The sequence below is a fragment of the Chamaesiphon sp. genome (assembly GCF_041737865.1).
GTDB lineage: Bacteria > Cyanobacteriota > Cyanobacteriia > Cyanobacteriales > Chamaesiphonaceae > Chamaesiphon.
This window is the reverse complement of the sequence record NZ_JBGSQZ010000297.1, coordinates 1-19,314: the sequence shown is the minus strand read 5'-3', so window position 1 is coordinate 19,314 and position 19,314 is coordinate 1. Positions and strand designations below refer to the sequence as shown.

Annotated in this window: 17 protein-coding genes and 2 pseudogenes; 13 read left to right on the top strand and 6 right to left on the bottom strand. The window is 45.2% G+C overall.

The features are described 5' to 3' along the window. The first annotated feature begins 141 nt into the window (after window positions 1–141). Window positions 142–423, top strand: a complete 282-nt coding sequence (locus ACEW9J_RS23055) for a phytanoyl-CoA dioxygenase family protein (RefSeq protein WP_373547413.1) — start codon at window positions 142–144, stop codon at window positions 421–423. Between the two features lie 74 nt (window positions 424–497). Here the strand turns inward: ACEW9J_RS23055 and ACEW9J_RS23050 are convergent, their stop codons facing one another. After that, entirely contained in the window at window positions 498–1,928 is a 1,431-nt protein-coding gene (locus tag ACEW9J_RS23050; RefSeq protein WP_373547412.1) for a GTP-binding protein, read from the bottom strand. A gap of 208 nt (window positions 1,929–2,136) precedes the next feature. Next, window positions 2,137–2,898, bottom strand: coding sequence for a sterol desaturase family protein (locus tag ACEW9J_RS23045; RefSeq protein WP_373547411.1), 762 nt, complete (start codon window positions 2,896–2,898; stop codon window positions 2,137–2,139). A gap of 72 nt (window positions 2,899–2,970) precedes the next feature. Between ACEW9J_RS23045 and ACEW9J_RS23040 the strand changes: the two genes are divergently transcribed. The 3 genes from ACEW9J_RS23040 to ureG all read left to right on the top strand — a co-directional run bounded on the left by ACEW9J_RS23040 (window position 2,971) and on the right by ureG (window position 5,242). Then, entirely contained in the window at window positions 2,971–3,303 is a 333-nt protein-coding gene (locus tag ACEW9J_RS23040; protein ID WP_373547410.1) for a hypothetical protein, read from the top strand. Window positions 3,304–3,340: 37 nt separating this feature from the next. Beyond that, window positions 3,341–4,231 carry a hypothetical protein gene (locus tag ACEW9J_RS23035; RefSeq protein ID WP_373547409.1) on the top strand — a complete coding sequence of 297 codons (891 nt, stop codon included), beginning with the start codon at window positions 3,341–3,343 and terminating at the stop codon, window positions 4,229–4,231. A gap of 399 nt (window positions 4,232–4,630) precedes the next feature. Then, a complete protein-coding gene (gene ureG, locus ACEW9J_RS23030) occupies window positions 4,631–5,242 on the top strand; it encodes an urease accessory protein UreG (protein WP_373547408.1) in 612 nt (203 codons plus the stop codon). A 72-nt stretch (window positions 5,243–5,314) separates the two neighbouring features. On the opposite strand, the gene ACEW9J_RS23025 is transcribed toward ureG, so the two are convergent. The 4 genes from ACEW9J_RS23025 to ACEW9J_RS23010 form a co-directional block, all read right to left on the bottom strand. Further along, window positions 5,315–5,698 carry an AbrB family transcriptional regulator gene (locus tag ACEW9J_RS23025; protein ID WP_373547407.1) on the bottom strand — a complete coding sequence of 128 codons (384 nt, stop codon included), beginning with the start codon at window positions 5,696–5,698 and terminating at the stop codon, window positions 5,315–5,317. A 160-nt stretch (window positions 5,699–5,858) separates the two neighbouring features. Further along, window positions 5,859–6,692: a hypothetical protein gene (locus ACEW9J_RS23020; RefSeq protein WP_373547406.1), complete on the bottom strand. Its 834-nt coding sequence runs from the start codon at window positions 6,690–6,692 to the stop codon at window positions 5,859–5,861. A 91-nt stretch (window positions 6,693–6,783) separates the two neighbouring features. After that, entirely contained in the window at window positions 6,784–7,401 is a 618-nt protein-coding gene (locus ACEW9J_RS23015) for a flavin prenyltransferase UbiX (RefSeq protein WP_373547405.1), read from the bottom strand. Window positions 7,402–7,610: 209 nt separating this feature from the next. Then, window positions 7,611–9,989: a ribonuclease R family protein gene (locus ACEW9J_RS23010; protein WP_373547404.1), complete on the bottom strand. Its 2,379-nt coding sequence runs from the start codon at window positions 9,987–9,989 to the stop codon at window positions 7,611–7,613. Between the two features lie 480 nt (window positions 9,990–10,469). Between ACEW9J_RS23010 and ACEW9J_RS23005 the strand changes: the two genes are divergently transcribed. The 9 genes and pseudogenes from ACEW9J_RS23005 (at window position 10,470) to ACEW9J_RS22965 (ending at window position 19,109) form a co-directional block, all read left to right on the top strand. Next, window positions 10,470–11,843: a nicotinate phosphoribosyltransferase gene (locus ACEW9J_RS23005; protein WP_373547403.1), complete on the top strand. Its 1,374-nt coding sequence runs from the start codon at window positions 10,470–10,472 to the stop codon at window positions 11,841–11,843. A 230-nt stretch (window positions 11,844–12,073) separates the two neighbouring features. Further along, window positions 12,074–12,676 carry a nicotinate-nucleotide adenylyltransferase gene (locus ACEW9J_RS23000; RefSeq protein WP_373547402.1) on the top strand — a complete coding sequence of 201 codons (603 nt, stop codon included), beginning with the start codon at window positions 12,074–12,076 and terminating at the stop codon, window positions 12,674–12,676. After that, window positions 12,645–13,379, top strand: coding sequence for an NUDIX domain-containing protein (locus ACEW9J_RS22995; protein WP_373547401.1), 735 nt, complete (start codon window positions 12,645–12,647; stop codon window positions 13,377–13,379). Before ACEW9J_RS23000 ends, ACEW9J_RS22995 begins: the two co-directional genes overlap by 32 nt. A 70-nt stretch (window positions 13,380–13,449) precedes the next feature. After that, window positions 13,450–15,105, top strand: a complete 1,656-nt coding sequence (locus ACEW9J_RS22990) for an NAD+ synthase (protein WP_373547400.1) — start codon at window positions 13,450–13,452, stop codon at window positions 15,103–15,105. 14 nt (window positions 15,106–15,119) lie between these two features. After that, window positions 15,120–15,753: pseudogene (locus ACEW9J_RS22985) on the top strand (transglutaminase family protein). A 37-nt stretch (window positions 15,754–15,790) separates the two neighbouring features. Then, window positions 15,791–16,507, top strand: a complete 717-nt coding sequence (locus tag ACEW9J_RS22980; RefSeq protein ID WP_373547399.1) for a Uma2 family endonuclease — start codon at window positions 15,791–15,793, stop codon at window positions 16,505–16,507. A gap of 100 nt (window positions 16,508–16,607) precedes the next feature. Beyond that, window positions 16,608–17,570, top strand: a complete 963-nt coding sequence (locus ACEW9J_RS22975) for a glycosyltransferase family 9 protein (RefSeq protein WP_373547398.1) — start codon at window positions 16,608–16,610, stop codon at window positions 17,568–17,570. A 122-nt stretch (window positions 17,571–17,692) separates the two neighbouring features. After that, window positions 17,693–18,325 (top strand): Uma2 family endonuclease, encoded by a 633-nt coding sequence (locus tag ACEW9J_RS22970; protein ID WP_373547397.1) that lies wholly within the window; start codon window positions 17,693–17,695, stop codon window positions 18,323–18,325. Between the two features lie 146 nt (window positions 18,326–18,471). Further along, window positions 18,472–19,109, top strand: a pseudogene (locus tag ACEW9J_RS22965) (peroxiredoxin). Window positions 19,110–19,314: the final 205 nt, after the last annotated feature.

Sequence of the window (19,314 nt, the reverse complement as noted above, 5' to 3'; positions counted from 1 at the left end):
ACTGTCAAGACGAGTTCTTCGCCTAGCTCGCAGTATTCTTCAACTGTTATACCGTCTAGTTTTAGTAACTGAGTAAATAATGGCTGCATCTTGTTCAAACTGTATCACTTGCTACACTAGCATACTCGATCCTGAAGACCCATGCTGACTGTGAGAATTCATCTCGATTGCACAGATGAGTTGAATGGAGCTTTGAAAGTAATTTCAGGTTCTCATCGTCAGGGTAAATTGAGTAATTTAGAGATCGCTCGATGGAAGCAAGTATCTACAGGTATTTCTTGCAATTGCGAGGCTGGAAGAATACTCCTGATGCGCCCATTATTATTACACGCTTCATCGATCGCAATTGTGCCAAGTCATCGCCGAGTGATTCATCTCGAATATGCTAGTTGTCAACTACCAGGAGGATTAGAGTGGTTTTAATCCCCAGCGATAACAACTTCGCTGTCAACTGTCAACTATCGGCTCTGGTGCGTTACCCTTCGGGATAACACACCCTACAGTATTCGATCGACTATTTCCGATGACTTTTGAGCGGTTGGTTGAGGTGGATTTTCAGGTGCAGGAGCGGGTAATAATTCATCCCGCAACCGTGAAATGATGGTGGTATCATCGATGCGATCGAGTATTTCCTGCATGACAGTATTGGCCCCCAATTGACCCCAGGTTGTCCCTGCTGATAGGTAGGTTTGAGCGGCTTTTCCGACCATATAAGCACCATAACCTGCGATCGCACCTTGAATCGCACCTGCACCCAGATAGCCAGGGAGCGCAGTAATATTAAAACTAGTACCGATGATGAGTGCTGTCGTTTTGCCAACGCCAAATACGATGCCAGTTGCCAATTCACCCAACAATAAACTCGCACTACTAAACACAATCCCGTTGAGTAACTTAGTTAGTTCATATTTGGTCATCGGCAGATTGTACAACTTAGCCAATGCCCCAATCAGGATCAGATCTACCACCACTCCACCCAATACATCAAAAATCGCGATCGGGTTGGCGGCGACAGCGATCGCCTTATACTGAGCAAATCGCCAGACTAGAGTATTTGCTTCTGACTGCATTCCGGTAAGGGTGATTTTTGCCAAACTACCTTCAGCCGAACGTGCTTGCACCAGTGCATTGATCGCTAGTAAAGATCGACCTTCTCGTGCTAGTAGCTCTTTAATTTTGCGCTGGAGTGGTTCGATTTGGGGCGAGGGTTTTTCCCACTCATATTTTTTTGTACCATCAGGATATTCGATCCGCACTTGGATGGGTGTCGGATCTGCGGCTACCATCACTACTTCATCAGCAGATAACAATCTTTGCAATAATTCATCGCTGACACTATCCCCACTCAAACTTTGCAACTGCTGATAGATACTTTGGCGTTCTTGTTCGGGATAGAGATCGGATTTATTAAATACTAGTAATAGCGGTTTTTGAGCTTTACGCAATTCGCGCAAGGCTTGATATTCGAGTTGAGTAATATCACCTGCGATAATAAATAAGATCAGATCTGCTTGACGCACGACTTCGGATGCCATTGTCGCTCGTGCTTCGCCATCGATTTCATCTAAGCCAGGGGTATCGATCAGATCGATTTGGATAATACCATCTGGCGACCAGCGGATCGATCGAGGAAACCGCGTTACCCCATTAAGTGGCCCAGTTTCTAGGACTTTTTCCCCGATTAAGGCATTTAATACCGCTGATTTACCACGACTGACAAGTCCAAATACGGCGATACTATAACTAGTCTGTTCTAGCTTGGTCAATGTGTACGCTAAGGTGTCTAGATCGCTCTGTAAGCTGGGCGAAATTTCGCCAACTTTTGTGGCAGTATATCGAGATAAACTTTGCTTTAAACTCGCTCTGGCACGATCGAGATCTAATGATGTGGGTGCGGGAGAATTTGGGGCTGTCTCAGGGTTACTCATGTGGCTGCACGATCGCGGACTTACTCAACAGGCTAGCATTAAATAGTTGATAGTTGATAGCGGGGCTTTTGGGATGGAGATTTAGACCCGTAAATTTTGTAAAATTAGAGCACATCCCCTGACATCTCAATCGAGAGACATCACGATCGCTATTCACGCTATGCCGACAACAGGCTAACGCCAACAGTGCAAGCCATTCACCATTCAGCTAATCCTTAACTTGCCAAATCGGTAGCACGATCGATTGCCAGATATTTAATTCACGGACTTCATCGCTGACACCGAGTTGAATATTGTCGATATCGGGGCGCGCGTGGTATGTCCCAAACAGCCGATCCCACCAGATGAAGACACTGCTGTAGTTGGAGTTGGTTTCGGTGACGATTTGGGAGTGATGGATGCGGTGATAGTTGGGGGTGAGGATGACGGATGCTAGGAGCCTTTCGATCGATGCCGGAAGCCGCAGATTACTATGATGCAGCGCGACAATTACGGTAAATACTAGCTCATAAATTAAGACAAAATTGCCAGCAATCCCCAGCCACCAGATTAAGACTAGTTTGGGAATACTCGAACTGATAATTTCGATCGCGTGGAATCGATATGCTGTGGACACATTCATAGATCGATCGGTATGATGTACTCGATGAAATCTCCAGGCTAAGGGTAATCTGTGCATCATTCGATGCCAAAAATACATGTAAATGTCCAGAATTAGAAAAGATAAAATTCCGGCAATGACTGGGGATGACATCGTGGCGATTAGCCCTAGATGCGATCGAACTAGCAGCCCAGAGCCAGAGATCGCGATCGTGAACAGACTTGCGGCGATCGAATTAACAACTCCCAACTCGAAATTATTGGCAATTCTGGAGCGGAGAGAATTTTGGTAGTGAAAGAAGGGAAACTTGTTTTCCAGAATTAGCAGACTAACAATGGTAATAATTACGACAACTAATTTGACTGGCATAGGCTGAAATAATCATCTGGCATGGATATTTGGGTACTTTAGAGATCGATCTCTCAAATAATCGGAGTTTTCATGTCTACTATCCTCGGTTTGGCATTAATTATTGTCAGTATTTATTTTTTGGGTCAAAATATCACGTTCACGACCCATTACTATTATACCTGGTGGCAAAAAACATCAGCGACAGCCTCCGTACTAGCCTTAATTGCGGGGATTAGTTCGCTCACCCTTTGGCGACGAGAAATGGGGAATTTTGGCTGGATTTTTATCGCCATCGGCATTATTCTTGTCTTTATGAATAGTGGCGTTATCTTGCAACCGACTAGTCTCTGGACATTTTTGGTGTCAATGCTAGCATTTGTCAGTGGTTATCAGCTACTCACTAGCGGTAGAATTAGATTCTAAAGTATTATTTTGAAATTCAGCTAGCGGGGTAGTAGCGATGAACAGACAAATTTACCTCAGCCTATGTTTATTGGCGATGGTGGGAGTAACAGCTTGTGGGCAAAAGCCGCCCATCGCGATCGCCCCGACGCCAACACCTACCCCGATGCTGACACCAACACCTGTAGCGATCCAGCCCACACCTCCAGCATCGCCACCAGTACAGTCCGCACCAGTAAAGATCCCCACAATCCAGCCAACAACAGCAGCACCTTTTACACCAAAGATCTCCGCTCTACCCAAGGCTCTGTATCCGCTCCCCACCCCTGTCGCTATTCCAGTCACACCAGATCCAGTTAAAACTAAGGCAAATTCTAAAACCGAGCCAATCTCCAAACTCAAACCGCCAACAGATCCAGCCCAGCAAATTACTCCAGTCGGGATCGGTGCAGCAAAAATTGGGATGAGTTTCAAGGAGCTAAAGGAGCAGGTAGGTGAAGGGTTTGAGTTCCCAGTCAAGCCGAGCTTTCTGGAAGGTTTTGATGCGATCGCTGTGACCAAAGCGGGGACGGTACAGTACTATATTCCTTATCCCACTGGAACTCAATTTACCGATACCGATCGGATTCAACATCTAATGACGGATAATCCCAACTACCGGACACCACAAGGTGTCGGCCCAGGTACGCCGATCGGTCAAGCTGTCTCTGTCTATGGTGGCGCGACGCTCTCGATGAGCAAAGAAAACGAATCTCGTGAGTTTATTAACTTTACCCAACACCCCAATGGTTTGGCATTTCGTCCTAAACCAGCAGGAAAGCGGAGCTTTGCGGGCGAATATCCCGAAAGTAATGAAGAGTACCTCAAAACTCAAAAGTACGATCGACGCGCCGCGATCGGTCAAATCACTGTTTCTTGTCCTGAAGACAAATGCGAACCAGACCGCTAGTTAGGCTTTAGGCTTTAGGTGTTAGGCTTGAGGCTTGAGGCTTGAGGCTTGAGGATTTAGGCTTTAGGTTTTAGGTTTTAGGCTTTAGGTGTACCCCTGTTAAGGTGAGCTGATGTACGATCGTAACTAACAATCCAAAGCCCAAGCACCAATGCGAAGCGCGCTACGCTACACACCAGTCGAACCTTACGCAGGAGAGTTTGAGAGGCGGCGTCCCGCCTCTCAACGGGGGGTCTGGGGGTCGGTACCCCCAGATCCGGGTTTTGCCCCCACCAGCAAAACTCGCAACCCACAAGTATCGATCGTTAACCCCTCCGCTTAGTACAAATAGTCACCTTAACAGGAGTACACCTAACACCTAACACCTAACACCTAACATCTAACACCTAAAGCCTAATTATGACCCCCCTTCGCGTTGGTATTGCTGGTCTTGTCGGTTCGGGAAAAACTGCATTGCTCGATGGTTTGTGCAAGCAATTGCACGATCGATATCAGTTGGCAGTAGTTACTAATGATATTTATACCAAAGAAGATGCTCAGTTTTTGGTCAGGAGCAAAGCCTTAGAGCCAGAGCGGATCGTTGGGGTGGAAACTGGTGGCTGTCCCCATACGGCGATCCGTGAAGATGCTTCGATGAATATTGCCGCGATCGAACAATTGGAGCACCAATTTCCGGATCTAGATATCGTCTTTCTCGAAAGTGGTGGCGACAATCTTGCGGCTACCTTTAGTCCCGAACTAGTAGACTTGACCATCTACACGATCGATGTCGCAGGTGGTGACAAAATCCCCCGTAAGGGCGGCCCAGGTATTACTAAGTCCGATTTATTAGTAATCAATAAGATCGACCTTGCCGTTCATGTTGGAGCCGATCTAGACATTATGGAACGGGACAGTCTGAAAATGCGTGGGCACAAACCGTTTATTTTTACTAATCTCAAAACTGGTACGGGATTAGCTGAAGTTGTTAAGTTTGTTACCGATCGGGTGGTAACTGCGGTTTATAGTTAGGATTAATTCGATCGAACAACACCAAAAACAGGGGCAATTTGTGAATTGCCCCTGTAACTGCTGCTATGCGATCTAATCTTGAACTAAGTGGATATGTTTATAACCTAGTTTGATACTAAAAGTATCGCCCTCTTTGAGTCCCATTTCTTTGGTGTAAGCAGCACCAATCAACAATTGACCGTTCTTGTGAACCGTTGCCTTATAAGTCGCGGTTTTGCCACGATTATCTCTACTGGTTTCGTCAAGTTTGACTCCTTTGGCTGTAAGCACAGCATCGTAAAATCCAGATAGATCGGTGCGGGTAACACCTGCTTTGGTAGTTTTCACATAGCCACACTGTGTAGCAGTTTCACGCTTGGCAAGATGCGAAAGTTCTTTAACTCTTTGAAGCAGAGCTTTTCCTGTAATTGGTGATGTAGGTGCAGTTAGCTCTGCTACGGAATCGACTTTAGACATAGTTTGATTAGTGGATACGGCGGACATTTTGGGCTGGATATGCAGTTGACTTCATGAATTGTTCATGATGAAGCTGACCTTATATTAGTATATTATGCACTTAATTATAATGATAGTTCCAATTAACTTTAAATTAAATGGAACATTACCGCGATCGATCTCATTTTGTTCTAACTGGAGTATCTCGACTTTCAAAATCAAATCCCCAATCTTCATCGTCTAGATTGCTTGAAGGTGTAGAGCGATTTGGCGATGTTGGCTTGACAGAAGGTGTTGATTTATCATCATCTTCATCTAGATCTATTTCAGCGTCCTCAAGATCGAATTCAGTTTGGAGTGGCTGTTTATAAGGCGGCTGAATCAATCTAAAGTCTGCATCGTATACTTCTCGACTAGTTGATTGAGATGCGCTGTCAATTTTTTCGGTACGTCGCTCTGCGTAAATTCGCTCTGTTTGGTTTGGACTATTAGTTGGAGATTGAAGATTTTGCTGGCGTTGAGGGGTCGAATCTTCCCAATCTAATTGACGATTTGCCACTGGTTCTACTTCCCAATCATCGCTGTCATCAACCATCATTGGCTGGGCTGATGACCGATTAGTAAACCTGTCTGTTAGATTGGTTCGATAACTCTTAAATCTGCTGGTTTTGGTGGGTATTGCGTCGGTGTCGCGTGATGAGCTGTCACGATTCTCCGCAGGAGAGGCTACGCCAACGACTGGTGGAGTATAGGTAAAATTATCTTCATCCTGCTGCTCGGCGCGGGATTGAGAGCGATTAATCTGCCGTTTGAGCAAACGACGATCGATCGATATTAACAGTTGGATCGTAATGCTAGATAATACTCCCGCGCCGATGGCAAGCATCAACCACACCCCGATCGGTAATGCTACTGTAGGCTGATTGAGGATAACTACTGTCATCGTCGGGAATAAATTCGAGCCAACGACAATTCCCAATAAAATCAGTACCAATAAGGCAATAATAATTTTCATACTCCCGAACCACCCAAGAAATAGACATCCACCATCCACTATCCACCATCCACACTAGATGCCTAATTTGTCACTAGAAAAGGAGTATAGATTATTCAGTATCCACCGATTTCCAGCGATTAATGGGGATACAGTCGATATCCAATCGATCCAAGGCTCTCGCGACGACAAAATCGACCAGATCGTCGATCGATTGCGGTTTATGATACCAGGCAGGGCAAGCTGGGACGATCGCGGCTCCGGCTTCGGCTAGGCTCGTGAGGTTTCGCAGATGAATCAGACTAAAGGGAGTTTCGCGGGGGACAATTACTAGTTTACGTCCTTCTTTGAGTTGGACATCGGCGGCGCGTTCGAGCAAATCTCCGCTCAACCCAGCGGCTAGTTTGCCGACGGTACTCATACTACAAGGGATAATAATCATCCCTTGAGTGCGGTAGGAACCACTGGCGATGTTTGCCCCAACATCACCCCAGCGATGACAGCGTAATTTGCCAGCAGTCGGGATGCCAGCCTGTTCGCGCCAAAAGTCTGCCTGTTCTTCGGGTTCGCTAGGCAATCTAATTTGGTCTTCGGCTTGAAATACCATGTAGGTAGATCTAGATGCGACTAGCTCGATCTGGTAGTCGGCAGCGAGGAGATATTTAATCGCTCGAATGGCATAGATTAAACCAGATGCGCCAGTGATACCGAGGATGAGGGGTTTTGTCATTAATTGAAGTGAAGAGGGAGGAGGGACAGATAAGGGGTAAGGGTTTACAGTTACCGAATAGCAGAAGCTATGGCTTCGGGGTTTAAAGCTACCTGATTGTGATTAGAACATTGGGCGGGAGACCTGTCCAGTAGAATTTAAATCTCCGTTCTAATCACTTCGCTGTCAACTATTTACCTTTCCCCTTTTCTCATTATCGGTGAGATCTTCTACTCCCCGATCGGTTCAAATTCCTCCAGTTCTGTGGAAGATGGCTCTAATTCTGCCAAATCCGGCTCTGATTCCGCTAAAGATGACTCTAATTGTGCCGATGCGGTTGCGGCTTCGGACAGCATACTGGTGACAGTGACTAGATCGATTTGCTGGCGATAGTAGTCTACACTCTTGACTTGGACTTCGACTCGATCGCCCAGACGGTATGAGGTACGGTTTTTGCGTCCGACTAGACACGCATAGCGGGGACGAAATTCATACCAGTCATCTTTGAGCGAACTGACGTGTACCAATCCTTCTACCAAAGAGTCTTCGATTTCGACAAAGAAACCGTAGGATTGAACGCCAGTAATTAAGCCTTGGAAAATTTCGCCTGTGCGGGCTTTCATCTTCTCGGCTTTTTGTAATCCAGCGAGATCGTTTTCGGCATCTTGGGCGATTTTTGTGCGATCGTTTAAATGCGCGATCGATCCGGCAATTTGCGATTCTAGTTCCTGTTGAACTGTTGGCGTCAGGACGTTCCAGGTGATCTGTCCGTGACAGCTACTGCTACCCAAATTGACTATTTCTTTGGCGCGAGAAGTTTTGCGATCGCGTCCGTTTTCAAATACTTCGTGCAGCACCCGCTGGACTAAAATATCGGGATAGCGGCGCAGTGGTGACACCGCGTGTGTATAGCCATTCTCGATCGCTAGCCCAAAATGAGCACTGGGTTTGGTACTGTAAACGGTAGTCTTCAGTAGAGATTTGAATAGGTAATTTAGTACCTGCGGCACTGGTGATGCGGCGAATTGTAAGCTCAGACGTTGTAAGTCGGCGACGCTGATTTCTGTCTCGACTTCGCCCTCGAAATTCAATCCTAAATTAATCGCTAGCTTAATTGTATCGTTGACTTCTACCAGTTCGGGATTGTGTTGAACTGCATAAATCCCTGGCACTTGGAGAGCTTGAAGATGGACGGCGATCGCATAATTTGCCATCACCATCACTTCGGTAAGCAACGATTGTGGATCTTCCAAAAAGATCGCCCCCAATCTCCCCTCATCAGCAAACGGTGTTTGCTTCTGGATCAGATCGACTTCCAAACCCCCTCTAGATCGTCGCTGCGCTCTAAAAGCTGGTGCAATGATGTTCCAGATCGGTTTGATGATTTCAATCGCTTGGGGGTCGATTTCGACGGGTTCGTCGCTGATGACGGCATCAATTTGGCTCGGAGCCAGCAGCCAGTCTAACTGAATCCGACTTGGTTGAATATTAAACTCGATCAACTCGCCACGATCGTTGAGCGTGAGCAAGACTGAAATTGCTAGTCGCTCGGCTCCTGGTATAAAACCACAAGTCTGATGTACGGCATCTGGTAATAGGGGAATGGTATTTTCGCCCAGATATACCGCCGTACCGCGTTTTCTGGCTTCGCGATCGAGTCTGTCATCAGCGGCGATATAACTAGCGATATCGGCGATATGTACCCCCAGTCGCCAGATCTCACCCTCTAAATGTTCGATCGTCAGCGCACTATCGATCGAGCCTAGTTGTTCACTGACAGCAATTGTCGGTAGTTGCCTCAGATCTACTCGCTTACTGGCGATCGGATCTTTGAATCCTTTAGCAATTTTTGCCGCAGCAGCTTCTACTGCGGGTAAAAATGTTTGGTGCAGATCGTGCTTGCAAGTCACGATATCGAGATCCGCCGCTGATTCAGCCGTAGTCCCCAACACCCTCGCCACTTCACCGATCGGTAAATCTTGCCCGATCGCGTGACGCAGCACATCTACATGCACGAGATGATCGAGAATATCATCGAGGACGATCTGCTCTTGCTGATGATTTTGCGACGATTTGATGTCACTTTCCTTTACCTCCAACTCAAAGAGGAGTCGATCGTCCAAAGGTATCGCCCGATATTCACCCGTTTCTAGCCGTTTCACCTTAGCCAAAATCGAGGGATTCGCCCGTTCTAGGATTAGCTTCACTGCCCCTTCAGGACTCCGCCGCCGCGTACCTTCCTTGATCGTCTCAATCAGCACGCGATCGCCGTTCCAGGCATTGCTGAGATGACTTTCACGGATGTAGATATCATCCGCACTCTCATCATCTTGGATCGCAAAGCAAAAACCCTTACTCGAACAGCGTAACTTTGCCTCGACAATGTGCTCGATCTGTTCGCGGCGATATTTACCTTTCTCCTTGTTGAGAATCCCAATTTTTTCTAGTAGTTCTAAAGCTAGATCTAACTGCTCGATACTCGCCGGAGTTTCACAACCTAACTTCTTTTCCAGTAACTTTGGGGCAACTAACTTCTCAGAACTAACATGCGATAGCAGCGTGGCGATCGAAAATTCCATATAGTTTAATTTACCTCCACCCAAGGACATATTCATTTATTAAATTTGTAGTACTGCTGACGGCATCTTTGGCAAAGGTACTTTTTTCCACAATCTTAGCAACAGTAAAGTATCCGAACACGTTAGTTAGTTATGCTTGACAGGTGGCGGCGATCGCTTGCGCCGATGTTGTTGCTATCTACTACATGCCAAACAGTTGACCCGATCGTACCGACTAGTATCGAATAACAGCTTTAGACTAACAGATAAGTACTTAACAGTAATTTGCGAATTTAGTAATAGCATCGTTGGCAGTCACAACAGTGCTTGATGCTTATTATCATATTACCTTTGAATGTCATTTCTGATACCATTTTTGTAAAAAATGGTTCATGCTCCGATACTATCCCGCTCGACAGACGATCTCGCTCCACACTGTAGCTAGGTTAGGCTTAAATTTTAGTTTGGCTCGATCGTTGACAAATTATGGTGATAAACACCATAATAAATAAAAGCTATTGTGAGGAAACAATGAATCCAGTCACAGAGATCGCCACAACCGATCGCAGCCTCAGTCAATCGATATTATCCTTGTCAAGCAATGACTACAGCCTATTAACAGATCTATATCAGCTCACGATGACTGCTTGCTACGTCGGCGAATCACTCGATCGATCTGTGGCTAGTTTCGAGCTATTTATTAGAAAGTTACCAAAAGGCTTCGGTTATACGATCGCGATGGGGCTAGCGCAAGCCTTGGAATATCTCGAACAATTTCAGTTTAGTTCCGCTCAAATTGATGCACTCCAAGCAACAGGAATTTTTAAAAACGCCCCCGATAGGTTTTGGAATCTGTTAGCCACCGCTCGATTTACAGGTGATGTGTGGGCGGTACCAGAAGGAACCGCGATCTTTGCTAACGAGCCGATTTTGCGGATTGAAGCTCCCTTGTGGCAAGCCCAAATCGTGGAAACTTACCTACTCAATACTATCAACTATCAAACTCTCATCGCCACCAGAGCCGCTAGATTGCGAGATGTGGCGGGTGCTGATGCCACACTCCTCGAATTTGGTACCCGTCGCGCTTTTAGCCCCCAAGCTTCCGTCTGGGCGGCTCGTGCGGCGATTGCTGGTGGGCTAGACACTACTTCCAACGTTTTAGCCGCCTTAAAATTAGGTTGTCAACCCAGTGGTACGATGGCACATTCGTTAGTGATGGCGATAGGTGCGCTCGAAGGCAGTGAGCAAGCAGCATTTAGTGCTTTTCATCGTTATTTTCCAGGTGCACCGCTATTAATTGATACTTACGATCCAATTATTGCCGCTACAGAGTTGGCTGCACGGGTAGCAGCAGGGGAAATGGAGCTATCAGGAATTCGGTTAGACTCTGGGGATTTGATTACTTTATCTCGTACCATTCGATCGATTTTACCAAATGTTGATATCTTTGCCAGTGGCGACTTGGATGAGTGGGAGATTGCCAAATTACGTGCGGCAAAAGCACCGATTAATGGCTATGGGTTGGGGACTAAATTGGTAACTGGTAGTCCAGTTAATGGCGTATATAAGCTAGTTGAGATCGACAATATCCCGACGATGAAGCGATCGACTAATAAAATGACATATCCTGGTAAAAAACAGATATTTCGTCAATCTCAAGCTGGAAAATTTATTGGAGACACGCTTGGTTTAGCTAGTGAAGGGACAGGCTTATTGGAGCTAGTCATGAGTAAAGGAGATCGGCTCCAGCCAGAAGAGAGTCTCGCCACCATTAGAAAACGTACCGATCTAAATGTAGCGCACTTATCTACAGAAGTTCGAGATATTAACTACGATGGAGCTACCCCCGTGCGGATTTCTTCAGCACTATCACAACTCACCCAAACCTTGAAAAATCGAACTTAAATTAATTGATACTTCGGCTACGCATTGCCTACGGTAGGCTAACGCCAACAGTACAAGTAATTGGGTTTTCAGGGTGAGGTTAACATCCCTATTTTAGCAACAACTTATCTAAAAGTGTTTTCAGGCTCTGGTACTGGTGCGTTACGGCTTGCGCCTAACACACCCTACATCAACTAAAGCCTAAAACCTAAAGCCTAAAGCCTACCTTCTACCCTCTACCCTCTAATTAGATGAAAGTTGCCTTATTTGGAACTAGTGCAGATCCACCGACGATTGCTCATAGAGATATCATTCATTGGTTGGCATTAAAACAATTCGATCGAGTGGCAGTTTGGGCAGCAGACAATCCATTTAAAGCGCATGGAGCATCGCTAGAACAGCGATCGCAGATGCTAGAATTGTTAATCGATGAAATCGATCCAGTGAGTAATGGACATGTGAAAGTATACCGCAATTTAAGCAGTAGGCGGACGTTAGAAACCCTACTGATTGCCCAAGAAACTTGGCGAGATAGTGAATTTTTCCTAATAATTGGTGCAGATTTAGTCGCTCAAATGTCCCAGTGGTACCGAGTCAGCGAACTACTGAGTCAAGTAAAATTATTAATAGTGCCCCGTACTGGCAACAACATCGAATCGGCAGACTTGCAACGACTTAGAGAGCTAGGCGCGCACATCGAGATCGCACCACTATCGACACCAATTATTTCATCCACAGCAATTCGGAATAGTCATTCGATTGAAGGTGTAACTCTTGGTATCGCCAAGTATATTCAGCAACATAATTTATATTCTATAATTGATGAATCCCGTGACAGAGCGAAGCTTAAATAAACAGACACTTGCTGATTTTAAAGTAGGGGTAGACAATGCGATCTTCTCAATCGATACCCAGCAAAATCGATTATTAATATTATTAGTGATGCGACATGACGAACCCTATTTAGGCTATTGGTGTTTACCAGGTACCCTAGTCAGACATGGAGAACCATTGAAGACTGCTGCCGATCGCATCCTATCAGAAAAAATCAAAGTTGATAACTTATACCTCGAACAATTATATACCTTTGGTGGCCCAGGACGCGATCCGCGTGAAGCAGCCGATAGTTATGATGTGAGATATTTGTCAGTTAGTTACTTTGCTCTAGTTAGATATGAAGCCGCCGAACTTATTGCCACCGGAGTCGGGGGAATTGCCTGGTATCCGATCGACAAATTGCCCGATCTCGCCTTCGATCATCAACAAATTATTGAATACGGACATCAACGACTGAGAAACAAATTAGAATATAGTCCGATCGCATTTGATGTACTCCCAGAACTATTTACACTCAGCGATATTTATCAACTATATACAACAGTCCTCGGTGAAACATTCTCCGACTACTCCAATTTTCGTAATCGCCTAATCAAACTAAAATTCCTCCAAGAAACAGGGATCAAATCCTCTCGTGGCAGCGGGCGTCCAGCCAGTCTCTATCGCTTCGATCCAGTCGCATTTGCACCATTAAAAGACAAACCATTACTATTCGTCTAAAAAAGATAATCATTATACCACACCATAAATCTCTCCGCATTCTCCCCTCACTCTGCAAACTCTGCGTAAAATGAAAATAGCACTAGCTCAACTCAATCCTACCATCGGCGACTTAAAAAATAACGCCCAACAGATTTTAAAAACCGCCCAACAAGCAGCCGCCCAAGGAGTAAAACTATTACTCACTCCCGAACTATCATTATGTGGCTATCCACCGCGTGACTTATTACTCAATGCCCACTTCATCACCGAAATGGAGCAAGAACTCCACCAATTAGCAACAGAACTACCTCCAGAAGTCCGCGGATTAGTCGGACTAGCTACCCGCAACCCTGATGCGATTGTCACAGGTAGCAAACCATTATTTAATAGTATCGCCCTACTCGCTGCTGGAAAGGTACAAAATATCTTTCACAAGCGACTATTACCGACTTATGATGTATTTGATGAAAATCGATACTTTACCCCAGGTAGTGAGGCAAATTGGTTCATTCTAGATGGTATTAAAATCGGGGTGACAGTCTGCGAAGATCTGTGGAATGATGAAGACTTCTGGGGCAAACGTAGTTACTTAATAAATCCGATCGCCGAATTAGCTATACAAGATATAGATTTGTCGATCAATCTATCAGCTTCACCATATAGCATGGGCAAGCAACAGATCCGAGCAGCAATATTAAAACATGCCGCATTTAAATACGATCGAGCGGTATTATATGTCAATCAAGTCGGTGCAAATGACGATCTAATTTTCGATGGTTGCAGCCTGGGATTCGATCGATCGGGTGAGCTAGTGTGTAGAGGCACATCATTCGATCGCGACTTAATTATCGTCGAATTTGATGAAGCAACAAAAGATTTAAAACTAGCTAAAATTCAACCCCAACCAGATGGTGCTGATGCTGAAATTTGGCAAGCATTAGTATTAGGTGTGCGCGACTATATTCACAAATGTAGTTTTCAAAAAGTCATCTTGGGCTTGAGTGGCGGTATCGATTCGGCATTAGTCGCCGCAATTGCAGCAGCAGCCATTGGAGCAGATAACGTCTTAGGTGTATTGATGCCTTCAACTTATAGCTCGTCACACTCAGTCACCGATGCGATCGCCCTAGCTGCTAATCTGGGGATTAAGACCGAAACTATCCCGATTGGCGACTTAATGCAAGGATTCGATCGCACCCTAGAGTCACAATTTAAAGATACCGAATTTGGACTAGCTGAAGAGAATATCCAGTCACGGATTCGGGGGACATTACTGATGTCCATGTCCAATAAATTTGGTTATTTACTGCTCTCAACTGGCAATAAATCTGAGATGGCGGTTGGCTATTGCACCCTCTATGGTGATATGAATGGTGGTTTAGCTGTCATCGCCGACGTACCCAAAATGCGAGTATTTTCAATCTGTAAATGGTTGAATCGAGAGCGAGAAATCATCCCCACAAATATCATTACCAAGCCACCTAGTGCCGAACTTAAACCCGGACAAATCGACCAGGATTCACTACCACCTTATGAAATCTTAGACGAAATTTTAGCAGCGATCGTCTGCGAACATCAATCCCTCGAACAAATAGTCGATCGCGGTTTCGATTCGCAAGTAGTCACCAAAATAACCAGACTAGTCAAACTTGCCGAATTCAAACGCCGTCAAGCTCCCCCAGGATTGAAAATAACCGATCGCGCCTTTGGTACTGGCTGGCGAATGCCGATCGCATCTAGATAAAAAGGTCAATAAATATGGAAAAATATTTGCAAATTAGTGAAGTAATTGACTGGCAAAATCCAGAAATATTAAAACTTGCCAATCGCCTTGCGTCAACACATCAAGCTACTGAAAATATTGCCAAGTCATGCTTTGAATGGGTACGCGATGAAATTCACCATAGTCGTGACTATCAAATGAATCCTGTTACCTGTCGTGCATCTGATGTCCTCAAATATAAAACAGGATACTGCTGCCAAAAGTCACTTACTTGCCGCCTTACTGCGTGCTAATCAAATCCTGGCTGGATTGTGTTATCAACGGTTAACTGTTGACGATCCGCCTGCGGCAAAGCAGCCCGATCGAAGTGTGTCATGTACATTACATGGCTTAAATGCTATTTTCTTGCCAGAAATTGGTTGGTATCGTGTTGATGCGCGTGGTAATCGTGCTGGTATTAATGCTCAGTTTACCCCGCCCCAAGAACAGCTAGCTTATGAGATTCGATCGCCACAAGAAGCTGACTTTCCAAACATATTTGCCGAGCCATTATCAGTAGTAGTGGATGTTCTCCAATCATTCACTAAATGGGAAGAAGTACTACTGCATCTACCCGACATTTCTCCAGAGGGACAGTCACTAGATCGGTTAGGTGAAAAATATTTTTAGTTTATAATCAAGAACAAGACTCAATGAGATCGATCCTATGATATCTGATTATCTCAACCGGATTTTACCTAGCACCGAAGAACTACCATGTTCCGACGATATACCTGTGGATAATGAAGACCAGAATTTTTTACCCAACGTCTTATTATTTCTATTAAGCTCCATTTGGGCAGATCGATTTGACTGGTATTTTGCCGCAGACATGGCAATTTATCATACAACTGGTGTCAATCCCAGAGTGCCTGTCGTACCCGATGGGTTCCTCAGTCTAGGTGTCGAGCGTCAAAAAGGTGGTAAATCGCGCCGCAGCTATGCCACCTGGGAAGAAAACGAGATCGTACCGATGATTACTCTAGAAATGGTGTCACATACGCCAGGGAATGAATACGACGAAAAAATGGAAATTTACGCCAAGTTGGGGGTGCTTTATTATGTCGTCTACAACCCTGAATTTTGGCTGCGTGACAGGCACCAACCATTTGAAGTTTATAAATTAGGCGCGGAGCGTAACTACCAATTACAAATCGGCGAACCCTACTGGATGCCAGAAGTGGGTTTAGGGATCGGGAGATGTCAGGGTGTGTTTGATGGGATCGATCGCGAGTTATTGGCTTGGTACAATCGCACGGGCACTCGTTATCTAATGCCAGAAGAAGTCGCGCAGCAAGAAAGACAACGAGCAGATCGGGTTCAACTGCAAGCAGATCGACTAGCCGAGCAACTTCGCGCTCTAGGTATCGATCCTGACATCTAGGCTGCATCTGGGTAGATAGTGACGATTTAAACACGACTCAGACAACTACACCGTATTCCTGCTAAAATCGATCGTAAATACAGCAGTAACTTGAGTACAAATGCGAATCCTGGCTCTTGTCCCTGGTGGAATTGGCGACCAAATCCTCTTCTTCCCCACGATCGATAATCTCAAAGGACGTTACCCAGACGCAGAAATAGATGTCATCGTCGAACCTCGCTCGACTGCTGCATATCGCGTTTCCAAGTCTGTCCACAAAGTTATTCCCTTCGATTTCAAAGATACCAATGGCCCTGCTGATTGGGGTAATCTCCTGGGGATTATTCGCGATCGTGAGTATGATGTCGCGATGTCCTTGGGGCGTAGATTTGGAGTAGGTTTACTATTGTGGTTGACTGGTATTCCCGTCAGGATTGGGTTTACAGCGGGTATTAGTAATTTATTTCTGTCCAATCCCGTCATGTTGAATCTCAATCAATATGCGGCGGACATGTTTCACGATTTGGCCAGAGGATTGGGTGTGACCGATCCTTGTCCCGCTTTGGCGATAAATGTCCCAAAAGCGGATATCGAGTGGTCTGAAGCCGAACAGCAGCGTCTGGGTATCAAAGAAAGCGGCTATGTATTGATCCATGGCGGTTCGAGCAAATCTTCAGAAACCCTCGGCTTTGATAAGATTTATCCAGTCAAGCAGTGGCAGCAAATCGTCAAAGATCTCCAAACTCGGCAACCGAATATCCCTGTCGCGATCGTTAAAGGCCCTGATGATGGCGAATTTATCGAGTCAATGCTGGCTGTGTGTCCCGATCTCAAAGTAATTAGCCCCACAGATGTCGGTAAACTTGCCGCCACGATCGCAGGTGCCAATCTGATGCTCTGTACCGATAGTGGCCCGATGCACTTGGCTGTAGCCGTTGGTACATACACGATCGCGTTATTCGGCCCAACAGATCCAGATAAATTATTACCTAAAAATGGTCGCGCGATCGCCGTCAAATCTCGGACTGGTAACATCGCGGATATTCCACCTTCGGACATTCTAGAGAAAATCTGGAAAGGGTAAATCTTACTCGATATTCGATCGACATAAATAAGTCTGTGGGGATGGATGAATAATCGATCGCTGGATTAATTTAGATTCAGGATTGTTATAATTAGCCCATCTCATCCTCAGGAGTTTCGATCGTGTACGCAGTTGTTTCGGCAGATCGCATTTCAATTCCACCCGGCTCGGTACTTCGGATTCCTGGTTCGTGGCAAGATTTTTGCCAACTACGTGATAATCGGGATGATGGCTCAATTCCCCGTCTGCGATATCATCATGGAGAAATTTTATTGATGAGTCCATTGCCCAGACACGGACGGGAAGCTAATATCATCGCAGATATCGTTAAGGCTTTGCTAGATAATGAAGATCGTAATTATGAGGCATTTACACCGATTACGATGGAGTTGTCAGAAGTGAGTGGTATTGAGCCAGATTATTGTTTTTATATTGATAACTGGCAAGCAGTAGTAGGCAAAGATCGGATCGACTGGAAAGTAGATTTACCACCAGATTTAGCTATTGAAATCGATGTAACTAGCTTCACGTCAGAGTTGGATTTTTTACCTTTCAATGTACCAGAAGTGTGGATATTTAAGAAGTACCAATTAACAATCTACCAGTTAGTTACTGACAAATATGAAGTTAGCGAAACTAGTCGTTATTTTCCAGGTGTTCTACTTCAACAGACGATCGATGATTGTTTCGTAATTGCCAAAGAAAAAGGTACTGGAGCAGCAATTAGCGAACTACGTCGATTTCTAAGCAATTGAGGAAAGGATTATTGGACAGGCGGTTGGCAAGGAAGCAGGGTGGGAACTGCTGATGGGCGGGTTCCCCGCCCAATCCACCATCTATGTTTCGGGCTTCGGATATTTTGGAGAAAATCTGGACAGGGCAAGTTTAGTTGAAATTGAAAATGGAATATTCACCTGACATATCAAAATTGCCCATTCCAAAAGATGACGGGGGATGTAATCACCTTTTAGGTAAGAAATTACCTCAAGTGCTGCTCGATTCAACTAGTGGTGAGCGGTTGGACTTGTCAGCAATTCAGGGAAAGGTCGTTATTTACTGCTATCCAATGACGAAGCAACTTAACGTCCCAATACCTGATGGATGGGAGCAGATCCCTGGTGCGGCGGGTTGTAAGCTGTTTTACATCTAATTTTTTTGACTGAATCCCTTGCGGCAAAGGTTCTAGAGGACAAAAAGAGTGTTTTAAATGTTTGACAGCTTACCCTTCAATCTTGCGCTTTTCGAGATTTTAATACCGAATTTCAAGAGCTTGGAGTTGATGTATATGGAATTAGTACACAAGACTCCTTGTACCAACAGGAAGTAATTGAACGACTTCATTTACCATTTGAGCTTCTGAGCGATGCAAATCTTGCGTTTACGACCTTATTGCGATTACCAATATTTGAGGTGGAGGGCAAGCGACTAATCAGGCGACTTACCCTTGTTGCAGATGGCGGGAAAATAGTGAAAGTTTTTTATCCAGTTTTTCCACCAGATACGAATGCACGAGAGGTGATTGAGTGGTTGAAAGAGTAAGGAGTTGTAGTATGTGGTTTGCTAAATTTTAGACATTGTAATGATATCCACATGAAATAATAGTTAAGTAGGTAGGCGCAATTAAATATAAGATAGATGAGTTCCAATAAAGTCCCTGATGCCAGCACCTCTACGAATCATTCTTACTCCAGAAGAAGACCTAACACTAAAAGAACTGCGTCTGGCTCAGACAGTACCCCAGCGA

What these genes read in the sequence shown, in the direction of transcription:
- ACEW9J_RS23055 (WP_373547413.1), top strand. Translation starts at nt 142, where the DNA reads ATGCTGACTGTGAGAATTCATCTCGATTGCACAGATGAGTTGAATGGA.
- ACEW9J_RS23050 (WP_373547412.1), bottom strand. Translation starts at nt 1,928, where the DNA reads ATGAGTAACCCTGAGACAGCCCCAAATTCTCCCGCACCCACATCATTA.
- ACEW9J_RS23045 (WP_373547411.1), bottom strand. Translation starts at nt 2,898, where the DNA reads ATGCCAGTCAAATTAGTTGTCGTAATTATTACCATTGTTAGTCTGCTA.
- ACEW9J_RS23040 (WP_373547410.1), top strand. Translation starts at nt 2,971, where the DNA reads ATGTCTACTATCCTCGGTTTGGCATTAATTATTGTCAGTATTTATTTT.
- ACEW9J_RS23035 (WP_373547409.1), top strand. Translation starts at nt 3,341, where the DNA reads ATGAACAGACAAATTTACCTCAGCCTATGTTTATTGGCGATGGTGGGA.
- ureG (WP_373547408.1), top strand. Translation starts at nt 4,631, where the DNA reads ATGACCCCCCTTCGCGTTGGTATTGCTGGTCTTGTCGGTTCGGGAAAA.
- ACEW9J_RS23025 (WP_373547407.1), bottom strand. Translation starts at nt 5,698, where the DNA reads ATGTCTAAAGTCGATTCCGTAGCAGAGCTAACTGCACCTACATCACCA.
- ACEW9J_RS23020 (WP_373547406.1), bottom strand. Translation starts at nt 6,692, where the DNA reads ATGAAAATTATTATTGCCTTATTGGTACTGATTTTATTGGGAATTGTC.
- ACEW9J_RS23015 (WP_373547405.1), bottom strand. Translation starts at nt 7,401, where the DNA reads ATGACAAAACCCCTCATCCTCGGTATCACTGGCGCATCTGGTTTAATC.
- ACEW9J_RS23010 (WP_373547404.1), bottom strand. Translation starts at nt 9,989, where the DNA reads ATGTCCTTGGGTGGAGGTAAATTAAACTATATGGAATTTTCGATCGCC.
- ACEW9J_RS23005 (WP_373547403.1), top strand. Translation starts at nt 10,470, where the DNA reads ATGAATCCAGTCACAGAGATCGCCACAACCGATCGCAGCCTCAGTCAA.
- ACEW9J_RS23000 (WP_373547402.1), top strand. Translation starts at nt 12,074, where the DNA reads ATGAAAGTTGCCTTATTTGGAACTAGTGCAGATCCACCGACGATTGCT.
- ACEW9J_RS22995 (WP_373547401.1), top strand. Translation starts at nt 12,645, where the DNA reads ATGAATCCCGTGACAGAGCGAAGCTTAAATAAACAGACACTTGCTGAT.
- ACEW9J_RS22990 (WP_373547400.1), top strand. Translation starts at nt 13,450, where the DNA reads ATGAAAATAGCACTAGCTCAACTCAATCCTACCATCGGCGACTTAAAA.
- ACEW9J_RS22980 (WP_373547399.1), top strand. Translation starts at nt 15,791, where the DNA reads ATGATATCTGATTATCTCAACCGGATTTTACCTAGCACCGAAGAACTA.
- ACEW9J_RS22975 (WP_373547398.1), top strand. Translation starts at nt 16,608, where the DNA reads ATGCGAATCCTGGCTCTTGTCCCTGGTGGAATTGGCGACCAAATCCTC.